This is a genomic window from Streptomyces incanus, assembly GCF_042656345.1.
GTDB lineage: Bacteria > Actinomycetota > Actinomycetes > Streptomycetales > Streptomycetaceae > Streptomyces > Streptomyces incanus.
Genome location: NZ_JBHSPC010000103.1, coordinates 1 through 15,302, shown reverse-complemented (window position 1 = coordinate 15,302; position 15,302 = coordinate 1). Strand labels below are relative to the sequence as shown.

The 15,302-nt window shown below is 72.6% G+C and carries 8 protein-coding genes; all 8 read right to left on the bottom strand.

The genetic code is table 11. From position 1 onward, the window contains the following. Position 1: 1 nt before the first annotated feature. Complete coding sequence (locus ACFP2V_RS30275) at positions 2-490, bottom strand: effector-associated constant component EACC1 (protein WP_381218490.1); 489 nt, start codon at positions 488-490, stop codon at positions 2-4. 806 nt (positions 491-1,296) lie between these two features. After that, a complete protein-coding gene (locus ACFP2V_RS30270; protein ID WP_381218489.1) occupies positions 1,297-2,817 on the bottom strand; it encodes a catalase in 1,521 nt (506 codons plus the stop codon). A gap of 530 nt (positions 2,818-3,347) precedes the next feature. After that, a complete protein-coding gene (locus ACFP2V_RS30265) occupies positions 3,348-5,675 on the bottom strand; it encodes an FdhF/YdeP family oxidoreductase (protein ID WP_381218488.1) in 2,328 nt (775 codons plus the stop codon). A 118-nt stretch (positions 5,676-5,793) separates the two neighbouring features. Then, the gene (locus ACFP2V_RS30260) at positions 5,794-6,306 is read right to left on the bottom strand and encodes an SRPBCC family protein (protein ID WP_381218487.1); all 513 of its coding nucleotides are present in this window, start codon (positions 6,304-6,306) and stop codon (positions 5,794-5,796) included. 957 nt (positions 6,307-7,263) lie between these two features. Continuing rightward, positions 7,264-8,637, bottom strand: a complete 1,374-nt coding sequence (locus ACFP2V_RS30255) for a TIGR02679 family protein (RefSeq protein ID WP_381218486.1) — start codon at positions 8,635-8,637, stop codon at positions 7,264-7,266. Next, complete coding sequence (locus ACFP2V_RS30250) at positions 8,628-13,112, bottom strand: TIGR02680 family protein (protein WP_381218485.1); 4,485 nt, start codon at positions 13,110-13,112, stop codon at positions 8,628-8,630. Before ACFP2V_RS30250 ends, ACFP2V_RS30255 begins: the two co-directional genes overlap by 10 nt. A gap of 8 nt (positions 13,113-13,120) precedes the next feature. Then, positions 13,121-14,437 (bottom strand): TIGR02678 family protein, encoded by a 1,317-nt coding sequence (locus tag ACFP2V_RS30245; protein ID WP_381218484.1) that lies wholly within the window; start codon positions 14,435-14,437, stop codon positions 13,121-13,123. Further along, positions 14,434-15,302 (bottom strand): TIGR02677 family protein (locus tag ACFP2V_RS30240; protein WP_381218483.1); only part of this gene is annotated, 869 nt, incomplete at its 5' end. The genes ACFP2V_RS30245 and ACFP2V_RS30240, both read right to left, overlap by 4 nt.

Sequence of the window (15,302 nt, the reverse complement as noted above, 5' to 3'; positions counted from 1 at the left end):
GTCAGCCCGCTTCTGCGGACGGGCCGACGCCGTCGTCGTCCTCCGCCGTGCCTCGTGTCCCCTGGATTCCTTGAGGTTCCTGCCGCCTTGGCGTTTCCGGCGGTGCCTGTGGGTACCGCTCCTGCTGAAGCGCTGCGGCGACCCGCTCGGCCAGCTCACCGGCGCCTTCGGCGGTCAGGCCGCGCACCTTCTCCGAGGAGACCACGACCTGGGTACCGTCCGGCAGAGTGAGGGTGACGGTCTGATTGCCCCGGCGGCCCTGCAGCCACACCACGACGGCCGCCCCCAGAGCCGCCGTCGGACCGCCGGGAGCCAGCAGCAGCGAGATCAGCTCCCCCAGGGCACCCATGGCTCCGCCCGGCGGCGCGGCGGGAACCTCCCGGCGGACGAGCACGCGCAGATCCGGGTCCTGGCGAAGCCACTGGTAGAGGTCGTCCGAAACTCCGGCCGCGTCTCCGTCCCCGGCCTCCACGGCCAGTGTCACTCTCATCTCTGTTGCCCCCCAGGTGCAACGCGGTGCAGGAATTCTCAACTGTCCGCCCAAACACACAAGTTGGCAACGCGATAACGCGCCCCGGTGGCAACGGACCCGAGCCGGACAGGGCGGAAGCGTCCGTGGGGTCCCCCGTTCCGCGCAGGCCGTGTAGAGCGCAGGCCATGTACAGCGGGTGGTACAGCCGCTCGGTGGGCGGCAGCTCCCCGGCCGTGGCACCACCTCGTGGTTACCGCTCAGCGCCCCACGGCCCCATGCCGACCATACCGGTCCGCAGACGGGCCGACCTCGGCATCGGTGGCTTCCCCAGCGGACACCTGGACGTCGACGGGCGACTCGATGGCCCCTGGAATCACCGGCTTCACCGTCACCGCCTTCATCGCGAACCACTCGGTTGGACGGTTCGGACTGCTCTCCGCGACCATGCGCACCGCACGCTCACAAAGCCCTGGGGTCCAGGGGAAACGGACGGTACCGCGACCGGCGCTGCGTGGGGGCGGCAGTCCTGGAGCCTGCCGCCCTCCATGAAACGCCGAAGACGCCAGGCGTTGCATGCGCCGGTCGGGCCGGCCGGCCCCGTCCACGTCCGCGAAGCCGGCTGTCCTTCCGCCCTCCTCGGGGGTGCGCCGGCAGCGGTCATGCCCCGCCCCGTCGGGCCGGGGGCGGGGCGTGGTGCGACGCCGTCGGCGGGACACCCGGGATGCCGCCGCACCCGATGCCCCGTCGGGACGCACGTCGGCGTCCGGACGATCCGCGCGGCATGCGTGATCCCGCCTCCGGCCGGAGGCGGGATCACGCCGGCCTCATGCCTTGCGCTGCATGCTGCTCCGCGCGGGATTGCCCTGCTCGGCGGCCTTGGGGTCCTTCTCGTGGGCCTTGGCCCGTACCCCGTCCGCGATGCGCTTGCCGATGTTCTCGTCGATGTTGGACCAGTACGTGAAGGCCCGCTCGAGGACGGGTTCGGTGACGCCGTTGAGGAGGTGTCCGACGACGTTGTCGACCAGGCGGTCGCGGGCGGCGTCGTCCAGGACCTCGCGCACCAGGGTGCCGGGCTGCCCCCAGTCGTCGTCCTCCGGGTGGGAGACGTAGGCGGCGCGGGTGATCTCGCCGTCGGCCTCCCAGCTGGGCGGGCTGCCGTAGCGGGCGGTGTCGGCCGCGGGGCCGCCCTTGGAGTTCGGCGCGTAGACCGGATCCGTCGTCTTCCGGTAGGCCATCGCCCCGTCCTTGGAGTAGGTGTGGACGTCGACGACGGGCGCGTTCACGGGGAGCTGCTGGTAGTTGGTCCCGAGACGGGCGCGGTGGGCGTCCGCGTAGGAGAACAGCCGGGCCAGGAGCATGCGGTCCGGGCTCGGTCCGATGCCCGGGACCAGGTTGTTGGGCTGGAAGGCCGCCTGCTCGATCTCGGCGTGGTTGTCGGTCGGATTGCGGTCGAGCGTCATCCGGCCGACCGGGATGAGCGGGTAGTCGCCGTGCGGCCACACCTTGGTGAGGTCGAACGGGTTGAACCGGTACCCCACGGCGTCCTCGTACGGCATGACCTGCACGTTCAGGGTCCAACTGGGGAACTCGCCGTCGCGGATGTGCTCGAACAGGTCCCGCATGTGGTAGTCCGTGTCCACCGCCGCCATCTGGTCGGCCTCGTGCTGGGTGAAGAACTCGATGCCCTGGTCGGTCTTGAAGTGGTACTTCACCCAGAACCGCTCACCCGAGGCGTTGATCCACATGTAGGTGTGGGAGGTGTAGCCGTTCATGTGGCGCCAGGTCCGCGGAATGCCCCGGTCCCCCATGAGCCAGGTGACCTGGTGCGCGGATTCCGGGGAGAGGGTCCAGAAGTCCCACTGCATGTCGTTGTCACGCAGGTTGTTGTCCGCGCGGCGCTTCTGGGAGCGGATGAAGTGCTGGAACTTCATCGGGTCCTTCATGAAGAAGACCGGCGTGTTGTTGCCGACCATGTCGTAGTTGCCTTCGCTGGTGTAGAACTTCACCGCGAAGCCGCGCGGGTCGCGCCAGGTGTCCGGGCTGCCGCGCTCGCCGGCCACGGTCGAGAAGCGAATGACCAGGTCGGTGCGGACGCCCGGCTGGAACAGGGCCGCCTTGGTGTACGCACTGACGTCGTGCGTCACCTCGAAGTGACCGAAGGCCCCGCTTCCCTTGGCGTGCGGCTGGCGCTCGGGGATCCGCTCCCGGTTGAACTGCGCCATCTGCTCGATCAGATAGGCGTCCTGCAGAAGGATCGGACCCCCGGGTCCTACGGTGAGCGAGTGTTCGTCGCTCTCGGCGGGAGCGCCCGAGTCGGTCGTGGTGGCGGGTCGGATCTCCGTCATGACTCTGCCTTTCCTCTCGTGGCTGCGACGAGCCGGCTGTCCGGCACCGGTGCGCGAACGTGCGACCAGCGAAGTGGGCGGGGCACTCCCCGTCCGCACGCGTGGCACGGACGCGCCGGAGCGGCCCTCGGCACCTCCTCACCAGCGCATCTCGGTGCCCGGAGCCGGGTTCACCCGGAACAGCCGCGGTAAACGCCCTCACTCGGACAGAGCGACCGGGATGCCGCTCCCTGCCCGATCGGCTCCGCCCGCTCCGCCCTGACGACACCTGGTCACCGGTCCGGCCCGGGGGACGAGCGGTGGGCACGGATGGAGCCGTTGCTCCCGCCGGCCAGAGCGGGTCCCGGGCCGTACGGAGCACTCCAGCAGCGGCGGGTGCGGAAAGCTGGTTCAAGAATCGTCGCAATAATTCCGTTTTGCGTAGATAGTAGGTGATTGTCGAGGGTCTCGGGGGGCACTTCAGCCAAGCTTCTCGCGGGGTCCGCCGCCGAGGTCGCGCACGTGCTCGCCGACGCCGCTCACCGGTGTCGTCACTGGCCCCCTACGACCTCGGGGGCGCGGTCGCCCGAGCGTGGCTCCAGGCGTACGACGATGCCTTTGTACGTCGGCGTGTTGCTGGTGTCGGCCACGCTGTCCAGCGGCACCAGGACGTTGGCCTCCGGGTAGTAGGCGGCGGCGCAACCGGCGGTCGTGGGATAGGAGACGAGCCGGAAGTCCTCGGCACGGCGTTCGGTGCCGTCCTGCCAGACACTGACCACGTCCACCTGGGAGCCGTCCTCGAATCCGAGGGCCCGCAGGTCGGCGGGGTGGACGAGCACGATGCGACGTGAGCCGTGGACGCCCCGGTACCGGTCGTTGGTGGTGTAGGGCACCGTGTTCCACTGATCGTGGGAGCGCAGCGTCTGCAGCAGGAGATGCCCGTGGGGGGCGCGCAGCGACTCGAAGCTGTTGAGGGTGAACAGCGCCTTGCCGCCGGGGGTGGGGAAGACACCCTCGTTCACCGGGTTCGGCAGGCCGAAGCCGCCCGGCTTGCGCACCTTGCTGTTGAAGTTCTCGAAGCCGGGGACGACCCGCGCGATGCGGTCCCGGATGGTGCCGTAGTTCGCCTCGAAGTCCTCCCAGGGCACGGGCACCTTGTCGGCCAGGGTCCGGCGGGCCAGCCTGCTGAGGATCGCGACCTCGCTGAGCAGGTGGCTGGACGCCGGCTCCAGGCGCCCGGACGAGGCGTGCACCTGGCTCATGGAGTCCTCGACGGTGATGAACTGCTCCTCGCCGTTCTGGCAGTCCCTTTCGCTGCGGCCGAGGGTCGGCAGGATCAGCGCGGTGTCGCCGCAGACGGTGTGGGAGCGGTTCAGCTTGGTGGAGATGTGCGCGGTGAGGCGGCAGCGGCGCATCGCCTTCTCGGTCAGGTCGCTGTCGGGGGTGGCCCGTACGAAGTTGCCCGCGAGGCCGAGGAAGACCTTGGTCCGGCCTTCGAGCATGGCCCGCACGGAGTTCACCGTGTCCAGGCCGTGCCGGGCGGGCGGGGTGAAGGAGAACTCGCGTTCGAGGGCGTCCAGGAAGCTCTGGGGGATCTGCTCCCAGATACCCATGGTCCGGTCCCCCTGGACGTTGCTGTGTCCGCGTACGGGGCAGACGCCGGCTCCGGGCCTGCCGATGTTCCCGCGCAGGAGCTGGAAGTTCACCAGTTCACGGATGGTGGGCACGGCGTGCTTGTGCTGGGTGAGCCCCATCGCCCAGCAGACGATGATCCGCTCGCTGGCCAGGACCCGGTCCCGCAGTTCCTCGATCTGGCGGCGGGTCAGGCCGGTGGCCGCCAGGACGTCCGGCCAGGAGACGGTGGTGCGGATGTGGTCGGCGAATTCCTCGAACCCACTGGTGTGCTGGTCGATGAACTCCCGGTTCAGTACCGTCCCCGGCGCGGCGTCCTCGGCCTCCAGCAGGAGCAGGTTCAGAGCCTGGAAGAGGGCGAGGTCGCCGCCGAGCCGGATCTGGAGGAACTGGTCGGCGATGTTGGTGCCCCGGCCGACGACCCCGCGCGGTTTCTGCGGGTTCTTGAAGCGCATGAGACCCGCTTCGGGGAGCGGGTTGACGGCGACGATCTGCCCGCCCCCGCGTTTGGTCTCCTCCAGTGCGGAGAGCATGCGGGGGTGGTTGCTGCCCGGGTTCTGGCCCAGGGTGAGCACGAGATCGGCGTGGTGGATGTCCAGCAGGCTCACATTGCCTTTGCCGACCCCCAGCGTCTCGTGCAGCGCCGCGCCGCTCGACTCGTGACACATGTTGGAGCAGTCCGGCAGGTTGTTGGTGCCCAGGGCCCGGGCGAAGAGCTGGAGGACGAAGGCGGGCTCGTTGCCGGCCCGGCCGGACGTGTAGAAGATCGCCTCGTCGGGCGACTCCATGGCCCGCAGTTCATCGGCGATCAGTCCCAAGGCGTCGTGCCAGCTGATCGGCTCGTAGTGATCCGCGCCCGGCCGCTTCACCATGGGCTGGGTGAGCCGCCCCTGCTGGTTCAGCCACCGGTCCGAGCTGCGTGCCAGTTCGGAGACCGAATGCCGCCGGAAGAACTCGGGGGTGACGCGTCGCGTGGTGGCGTCGTCGTTGGCGTGTTTGGCGCCGTTCTCGCAGTACTCGTTCGTGTGGCGTTCGCCCGGCGCGGGGTCCGGCCAGGCGCAGCCCGGGCAGTCGAAGCCCTGGGTCTGGTTGATGTCGAGCAGATTCAGTACCGTACGGCGCGCCGAAGTCTCGGCGAGGGAGTACTGCACCGCGTGGGCCACCGCCGGGACACCGGCCGCCCACGTCTTCGGCGGAGTGATCTTCGCCTGCTCGCCGCCCGGATCACCGTTCGATGACTCTCGCACCACGTCAGCCTCCTGCGCTGTTCCACTCGCCTCTTCCGCTCCCCGCCGAGCCGGGAAGCGGCGGATAACGGCCATATGCGAAATATCCTCTTGTGAAGTGTGGCATCACGGCTGCTTCTCAGCCGGTCGGCCAGTTCGGCACCTGCGGCGGCAGAAGGTCGGAGTCCGGTTCCACATGGCCGCCACTGATCGTTCCCCGCCACTGCCCGGTCTCCCGGCCCTGGCCCTCGATGTACTCCTTGAAGCGCCAAAGATCCCCCTGCACCTGCCTGCGGACCAGGCCCAGGGCGTCCCCGGCCCGCTCGACGGCGCCGCGCGGAGTGAAATCGACACGGAGGGCGACCCGGCAACGGGTCTCCCCCAGCGCCCGGAAGCTCACCGTCCCGGCCGAGCGGGGCGTCCCCACGGTGCGCCACACCACTCGGTCGTCGGGGCGTTGCTCAGTGATCTCCGCGTCGAACTCGCGGGTCACGCCGCCGAACCTGGTCACCCAGTGCGTCATGGAGGAGCGCGACCGGTCCACCCGGCGCACGCCGCGCATGAACCGGGGAAAGCACTCGACCTGAGTCCACTGGTTGTAGGCCACATGCACCGGGACGTCGACGTCGACAGCGCCTTCGATGACGCTCATGGCTGCCCCTCTCTCTCCGTAACGGGCCAGGGGACCGCGCGCCCACGCGGTCGAGTGCCCTCCTCGAACGCTCTCAACCCGGGCGATGTCGTCCCTGGAGCGGGTCCGGCGGCGCCTTCGCCGGCCGGTGCCGCACGCCCCTGGCCACTACGGGGTACCCGTGGATGGTTGACGCACGCTTTTCCCGGGGACCCGGGGACCCGGGGAACTCGAAAGCCCGTGGCGGCAGCTTCCGGTGCCACCACAACGGCCCGCGAAAGCCGGAACGGGAGCACGCCCACTTCGTCGACCGGGACGAGGCGAACGGGTGCGGGAACGCGGCCTGCTCTGAGCCGACGTCATGACACGCTCTCGTCACACGCTCTCGTCACAGGCCTCGCCGGAGCCGTTGCGGCGAGGCCCGCGGTCAGCCGGCATCGGCCGGACGGTTCGTCCACGATCCGTCCACCAGTCGGGCTCGAGTGGCGTGACCTGGGCTCCGGCGGCATGAAGGCTCTCGTCCTGTCCGGGGGGTCCGGGTGCGGGCGGGCCGCCACCGGCCGGCGAGTCGAGCGCCATATGAGCGTCAAGAGTCCCGACAGCCAGGCATCACGCAGCCGCTCCTACCCGTCACTCCAGCGCGCATCCGCAGGTGAGGCGGGCCCGAAGGGCTCGACCTGCTGGATATCGCGAAACGGGTCGAGGTCCACCGGCGCTCCTGCTGAACCGCAGGCCGGCGGCACTTTCCCGCAGGCTCCGAAATCGCCACGCACTCCACGTGACAGGTCATCGGAAGGACGTCCGATGACGAGGGAGCGAAAAAGCACCAGGTCCGAGGGCATTCATCGATCCTTCGAGTGGGCTGCTGGGCTCCCGGAGCGCCGAACGGGCGCCATGATCCCCAAGACGACAGAGCTCTGGTCGCCCATGGCTCGGTACGCGTCGGGTTCCGTGCTCGCCACACGTGGGGGACGCACCTCAACGGGATCCTGGCCCGAGGTCCGCGAGCAAGTCGTCCAGCACCGCTTCCTCCTCGACCCGGACACCTCGCTCGACGAGAGCGACGGCCAGGGCAGGGTCCCAGGGAGTCGCGGCGGGCGGGCCCGTCAGGTCCGGGGCTTCGGCCACTGCGGCCACGGCTGCTCGGTAGTGGACGGCCTCGTAGCGCCAAGGCCGCCAAGGGGCGTTTCCCGCCAGTGCCGCGGCGATGCGTACACCGCCCCAGTCGAAATCGCCATGGTAGAGAAGGTCGGCTCCCCGTGTGGACAGGTCGCGCAACAAGGTGAGAGCGGCGGCCGAGGGTTGCCCCTGGAGGCACACCAGGGGCGGGCATGCCGGGCCGAGGGTGTCGGCGGCGGCGGACAGCACGGCCGGGTTCTCGCAGATGTAGACGGTTCCCGTCACCGGAACGGCGGCAACCGGTGCACGACGGGTGAGGGAGCGGAGCGTCAGCACCGCCGGCTCCCCCGCGTCGGCCATCCAGTCGAGGGGTGGAGTACCGCGCAGGTTGAGGGTGAGAACGGTCGATGACAGGTCGTCCTTGAGCAGCCCCGCCGAGGCCCATGCCTCCCGCAGCCACTGCGCACCGGAGCCGTCGGGGAAGCCGGTGAGGGAACGGATCCCGGACAGGACGAGAGTGGCGAGCGGCGTCCCCTCGTCCAGGGCATGAGCGCCCGAAAGGTTCCGTGCCGCGAACGTCGCTCGCGAGATCGGGGGTGACGCGGGCAGCGCACGCAACGCGCGCACGACAGCCTGCACCAGGGGGCCCGCGGCCTCCGGTGTACGGGCGAGGCGCCGTATGAGACCGTCCCCGCGGACCCGCTCGGCCCAGGGCGCCAGTCCGGCACCGAGGGTGTCGAGCGGGACGTACGCCTCCGCCCAGGCCCGTTCCTCCCTCTCCCGTGTCTCCGCACGGAGGGGGACGGGGCCGGTGAGGGCCACCACGGCGGCCGCCAGTCCGTCGGGGCTGACACCGGAACGGCGCAGGACCGCGTCCACGGTGTCGAGGCGGACGCCCAGGGAACCGCCTGCTCGTGGCGCCCGCCCCAACAGACGCTCGACGGACCGGCGTTGGGACGCGTCGGGGTCGGACAGGGTGACGGAGCCGGTGAGCGGCCGCCCACGGGCCATCCGCTGTCGGACGCGGTCCACGAGCCAGGCGAGGCCGGGGTCCCCGAGCAGACGGCCGAGACGCCCGATGTCGATGCCGGCCCGCTCCCCGGCCTCCGGCGGCACGGCCGGCGCCGTGTCCGCGACGGTGCCGTCCAGTGCTGTCTCCCACCCGGCCGCCGCGTGGACCGGGGGAACACGACCGTCACGGGCGGACGGATTCGTCGCGGGGTTCACATCCACCAGGACTCCTGACTTCCGGCCCCTCCGGCCCCTCCGGTACTTCCAGCCGCTCCGGCCCCTCCGGTACTTCCTGTACTTCCGGCCCCTCCGGCACCTCCGACACTTCCGGCCCCTCCGGCCCCTCCGGCACTTCCGGCCCCTCCGGCACTTCCGGCCCCTCCGGCACTTCCGGCCCCTCCGGCACTTCCGGCCCCTCCGGTACTTCCAGCCGCTCCGGCACCTCCGACCCCTCCGGTACCTCCGGCACCTCCGGCACCTCCGACGACGGTCCGCCCCGGCTCACCGGGGGGACCCACCGGTCCCTCGGCCGTCTCGCCGAAGGCGTCGGCAGGGGAGGCCGCCGTCGACGCGTCCGCCCGTGCACCGGGCTCCGGGCCGCGCCGCCGTTCGCCGCCGTCCCACTCCCAGCGCGTCACCAGCACGGCGTCGATGTCGTCGACGCGGGAGAGCTGGGCGATGGCGATGCCCGGCACCTGGGGGTAGCAGGCCCATTCGCGTTCGCTGGTCATGACGACGTCGAGGTCGAAGGCGCGCAGCAGGCCGAGGCACTTGGCGCGCGAGTCGTCGTCGACGCCGGCGAACGCCTCGTCCAGGGTGACCAGGCGCGGGGCGTGGGCGCCGCTCGCGCTCGCGTAGTGGGAGGACGCGGCGGCGAACAGGGGCACGGACGCGGCCAGGACCCGCTCCCCGCCCGAGGCGGGCCCGGTGGCCGGCACCCACTTGCCGTGCTGGTGGCGTTCGACCCCGAACTCGTGCCAGGCCCGGTAGTCGAGGGCGGCGGTGAGGTCCTCCAGCCAGCTTCCGACGCTGTCGTCGGCCTGCCGGCGGGCGATCTGCTCCTGCAGGAACGCGCCGACCGCGGCCCGGTCCTCGAGCGACCAGGCGTCGGCGGACTGGCGCAGCCGTTCACGGGCCTGGGCCAGCCCCTGCGGGGCCCGGCGGGACGCTCTCCACACCAGCCGCAGCTTCATTCCCGTGGAGGTCGGGCGTTCCTCCAACTCCCTGTTCATGGCGGCCACGTGCCGTTCGGCCGCCCCGATCAGCTCCTGGAGCGTCCCGGCGACCTCGGTGATCAGATGGGTCTGCAGGATCTCGCGCTCGTGCGCGGACAGGATGCGGGTCAGTTCCGCGACCTCGACGGCCAGCGCCTCGGCGAGTTCGGGCACGGCCCGTTCCCGGCCCTGGTAGACGATGTCGACCCGCATACCGTCCTCGCTCGGACGGGCGGTGGCGGTGTGGCCGTGCCGCGACAGCGCGTCCTGGAGCCTGCCGAACTCCTCGCTCAGCCGTTTCTGCACGCGCTCCCAGGCCGCGTCCGAGTCGTCGACCGAGGAGAGCCGGGACTCGACGGCGCGCGCGAGGGCGACGGCGGGGGTCGCCGCCCACGTCCCCGCTTCGTCGTCCGGTACGGCGAGGTCGGGCAGCGCGACGGTGAGGAGCCCCGTCGCGGCGAACCGCTGGAGCGCCGCGACGGCTTCCTCACGCGCGGCGGTCGCCTCGGTGACGTCCTCGGCGAGCCGCTCGATGCGCCCCTCGGCACGGCTGGCCCGCCGGTCTGCGTCACCGTGGTCCGCCTGGGCCTGCCGCTGTTCGTTCTCGCAGGCGCGGGCCGCCTCCGCCGTCTCCTCCAGCTGCCGCTGGAGCTCGGCGACGGCCGCTCCGACGGTGGAGCGGAGTGTCGTGAGGTGTTCGTCCGCCGCCGCGGCCACCCGGGCCGCCTGTGTCGCACGCTCCGCGAGTTCGGACACGAGGGCTTCGGCCCGGCGGGTCTCCTCCCGCTCGCCGGTCACCGCGCGCTCGGCGTCCGCGTGTTCGCGCAGCGCTGGCCACAGGGCCGCCAGGAGAGCGGTGTGGTCGGCGAGCGCCTGGCGCACGGCGCCCAGTGCCGTGCGGTCGGTGGGGAGGTTCAGGGCGGCCGCGGTGTCGGCGAGTTCGGCCGCCGCGCGGTCGGCCTGTTCCGCCGCCAGGGCCAGTTCCGCGGCCCGTTCGTCCTGCCGGGCACGGGCCCGCCGGGCCGCGTCGGCCGCGGCGGTGACGCGTGCGTGTGCGTGGCGCAGGTGGTCGTCGCCCGGCAGCGCGGCGAGTTCGGCGTCGAGCACGGCGCGGCGCTCGGCCACGGCGCGGGACTCCTCGGCCAGTTTTTCCCGTTCCGCCGCCAACCCGTCGATCTCGGTGCGCAGTTCGCCGATCCGGGTGCGGCGTGCCTGTTCCCGCGCTCCTTCTCCGACGTACTGGGCGCTGTCCTTGGCCCAGCTTCCGGTGAGCGCGCCGACCCGGAAGCGCCCGTCCGCGCAGACCCAGGTGTCGTGGCCGCCGGCCTCCCAGGAGGTCTCCTCAAGACCGTCGCCGGTCCCCGCGGCCAGCCCGATCGAGGTGAGCAGGCGCGCGACCGTCTCCTCCCCCACGGCGGCGGCCCCCGTGTCCGCCGGGTCGACCGCCGGGCACAGCGCGCGGTCGAGGCCGGCCCCGCCGAGCAGCCCGACCGGGTCGAGCAGCACGTCGTGGCCGTCCGCCGCGACCGCGGAGCCGTCCGGCCGTACCCAGGCGTCGAGGAGCCCCGAGGCCTCCAACGCGGCTTCCAGTCCCGCGCGGTCGGCCTCGGTGACGTGCGGACGGAAGTCGACGAGCCGCCACAGCGGGGCCCCGAGGTCCCGGTCCCGCACGTCGAGCGTGCGCGTGTGGGGAGCCGCCGGGCCGCGCTCCCCGCCCGTTTCGAGGGCGGTCAGTTCTTCCAGCGCCGACCGCTGCCGCTCCGCCGTCGCCGCCTCGCGGTGGGCCAGCCCGGCCGCCCGGTCGGCCAGGCGGGAGGCGGCGGTGCGATGCGCCTCGGCCGCCGCCGTACGGGCCGGCAGCGGGCCGTCCAGCCCGCTCACCCAGTCCTGTACGGCGTCCAGGACCCCCGGCAGCCCGGGCACCCGCAGTTCCCCGCACCCGGAGAGGTGCTCCCGTACGGCCGTGACGAGCGCCTGCCCCGCCCCGACGACGTTCTCCTCCGCCTCGGCCAGCCGCTCCCCGCTGTGCACGGCCTCCTCGTCGGCCTCGTCGGCGCGCAGCCGGGCGGCCCCGCGCTGCTCCTCGGCGCGCTCGGCCCGGGTGGCGAGTTCCGCCACGTGCTCGACGGCACGCCGCCTGCCCGCCGTCGCCTCGTCCGCCTCGCGGCGCAGGACCGGTTCGGGGGCTCCCTTCGTCCTGGGGACGTCGAGCCGGGCCGCGGCGGCGCTCTCCGCCACCCGGTCGTGGATATCGTCGAGGGCTTCCTGGGCCGCCGTGAGCCGGTTGCCCGCGGTGGCGAGCCGGCCCAGGGCCCGGGTGTGCGCCTCGGCCGCCGTCTGCCGGTCCCCCTCGGCCCGCGTCAGCTCTCCGGCCGTGCGGGAGGCGTCGTCCGCCGCCCGGTCGAGGGCGCGGGCGTCGCGCATCTCGGGTCCGGACCGCAGTGCAGCGTCCTGGGCGGCCAGCCGCGCGGCCCGTTCGCCGAGGGCGGCGCCTCTCGCACGGACCTCCTCGCGGTCCTTCAGGGCCTGCTCCCGTTCCGCCTGTGCCTTGAGGAGTTCCCGCTGGAGGTTCTCGTACCGGGCGTGCTCGCGGCGGGGCAGGCGGGCGCGGCGCCGGGAGGCGAGACGGGCGTAGCGCCGGTAGTGGTCCAGGAACGCCGAGGAGGCCTGTTCGGCTTCGCGGGCCGCCCGCAGTTCCTCCTTCTCCTCGTCCAGCGACCTGAACGCCTCCGCCGCGTCGGCGACGACGGCCTGGTCCATCGGCGGCAGCGCCTCGGTCAGCGCCCGGGACAGGGCGGCTTCGCTCGGGCGCTTGGACAGCTGGGGCTGGCGCAGCTGGATCAGGAGGTCGACGAGGGCGCCGTAGCGCCGCTCTCCGAGCCCGAAGAGGGCTTCGTCGACGGCTCTGCGGTACGTCTTCGCCGTGTCGTACACCATGCCGTGACTGCCGACGGCCTCCGCGAGCCGGTCCCGGGACAGCGCCGTTCCGGTCGCGTCCAGCAGGTCGAGGCCGGCGCCGACGCGCTGGTCCGTCACCGCGAACCAGTGGCGGGCGATGCCGCGACCGGCGACCGCCTTCAGCCCGCACAGCAGCGTGCGGAAATGCGCCTCGCCCGTGGTGTCGTCGAGCCGTCCGAACTCGATCCAGGTGTAGCCGAGGCGTTCGGGGTGCGGGTGCGCGCCGCCCAGGAGCAGGTTCCACTCCATGCGCTTGCCCGGGTCGCCGTCGGGTTCGACGCGGCGGGCGGAGAGGTCTCCGTCCAGGAGGAACGGCAGGGTCAGGGCGAGCACCTTCGACTTGCCGGTGCCGTTGTTGCCGCGCAGCAGCAGCCGGCCGTCGCGGAACCAGAACTCCTCGACGTCGTAGTGGAACAGGTCGACGAGCCCGATGCGCAGAGGCCGCCACCGGCCGGGCGCGGGAGCGGGGAGCGCGGGGCCGGGGAGCGCGGGGCCAGGGAACTCGGGGCCGGGGAGCGCGGTCACGGGGCGGTTCACCTTTCGTCCTGCGCGGGCCGCACGGTCCGCGCGTTCTGGGCGTTCTGCGCGTTCTGGGCGGTCTGCGCGGACTCCACGGTCTGCGCGACCTGCGCGGTCGTGGCGGACCGGCGGGCCCGTCCGGTTTCCCTGACGACGGGCTCGCCGACCGCGTACCGCGCGAGGGCCGGCCGCGGGACGACGCCCCGTTCCGTGCGCTCGGCGAGTCCCAGTGCCACCAGCTTGGTCAGCGCCTTCTCGACGAGTTCGGGCTCCGCTCCCGGCTCCCTCGCCGACTTGGACCAGAACCCGCCGTGCTCCGCGGCCAGTTCCCGTACGCGGGCGGCCAGCTCCGCCGGTTCGACGGGCCCCGCCGCCCGTGCCAGGTGCCCCGCCAGCAGCAGGGTGATGTGGCCGTGGGTGCCCTGTTCCGGCATGCGCACGTCCGTGAGGTCGTCCAGGGGGTCGACCATGGCGATGCCCTCGGCCCGGATCTCCGGGACGAGTCCGGTCAGTTCGTTGATGCGCGCGGTGATGAAGCCGCGCTGCCGGGTGAGGTAGGCCAGTTCGTCGTCGGTGAGGTCGTCGTAGGAGAGCACCGGGTCGTCCAGGAGGACGCGGGTCAGCTTCCAGCGGATCGCCCGGAACCTGAGATCGTCGCTGTCGAGGGCGGTCTGCGCCGTCATCTCCACCAGGCGCTCCTCGAAGTCCTCGGCCTCGACCATGGAGGGTCCCCGCAGGGACGCCGGCATCCCGGCCAGCACCCGCCGCCGCACGTCGTACAGCACGTCGCCCGATCCGCTGACGTAGGCGTCCTCGTCGCCGGCCACCCGCCGCAGCACCCCGAGCCGCAGCAGCAGGCGGACGACGGCCGCGAGGTCGAGGCGCTCGTCGCGCCGCTCCAGGGTGAACGTGATCCCGGCGGCGACGAGTTCGGGATCGGCGGCGGCCAGGACGACCTGTTCGGCGAGGCGTCCGAGCGCCACCTGCGACTCGCCCCGTTCCAGCGCGGCCAGGGCCAGGCAGAGCAGGACGTAGCGGCGGCGGGTGAAGGGCAGGGCGCTGCGGGCGGCCTCGCGCGCCGGGTGCGTGGGATCGGTGAGGGTGCCCGGCGTCTTGCGCAGCCGTGCGGCGTCGGCGTCCGTGCGCAGCGACCAGCCGACGTTGCGCTCGAACCACTCCCGCAGCTCGGCGGCGTGCCGGCGCACCAGCCTGAACTCGTCGGCGTACGGCCCGTCGGCGGTGAGCAGCGGTTCCTTCAGCAGGGCGCGTGCGGCCTTCTGGAGGTCGGCTTGGCGCTGGCCGTCCAGGACCTCGGCGAGGGGGCCGCTCATGGGTCCTCCGTGAACCGGGGAGAGGCGCCCTCTCGTGGGGCGGGGAGAGGGACGGGTGCGGGTGCGGCGCGGTTACCGTGCCCCGCCGTGAGGTCGATGATGTCGATCAGGTGGTCGGGTCCGCTGAACACCCCATCAGGTGTGCGCACTTCGGCCGTCGATCCGTCGTCGAGGGCGGTCAGCCGGATCTCCATCGAACCGTCCCCGCTGGTGGCCGCGGTGGTGGTCGTGCCCGGCCGCCAGGTGGCGAGCGCGTCGCCGAGCAGACGCAGGAACAACTGGAAAGCGAGCGGGTCGAGTTCGCCGATCCGGGACAGCCGTACCGGCCCGCCCGTCACGAGACGGTCCCGTGCCCGCCTGGTCTCCTCCGTCTGCCGGGCGGCGATCTCGGCGAGCCTGCGCTTCGCCTCGCCCCGGTCGGCCACCTTGCGCGGCTTGCCACGGCGTTCATAGCTGCCGGTGCGGCGCAACTGGGGGCTGATCCGCAGCGGCCGCGCCTCGCCCCACGGCGTCGAGGCCGGCTCCGGCGAGGCCGCCCGCTCGGCGAGGGTGTCGGCGTCGACGGTGAGGTGCCGGGAGGAGTGCAGCCCGAACGCCACCCGCCACAGCCGGTGCCGTGCCGCGTCGTCCGGCGCCTGGGCGAACCAGCGCGCCAGGGTGCGGAAGTCGGCCGAGCGGTCGGACCGCCCGGCCCGGCGTTCGTTCAACTGCCTGACGACGGAGAGGAGTTGCGGAATGGACCCGAGGGCTCGCCCGCGCAGCAGCCTGGCCTGTGACTCGCGCCCCTCCCCCGACACGAACCACTCGGCGAGCCCGGACCACCGGGCGGCCCACCGCTCGTACGCCACCGCCTGGGCGCGCCCGG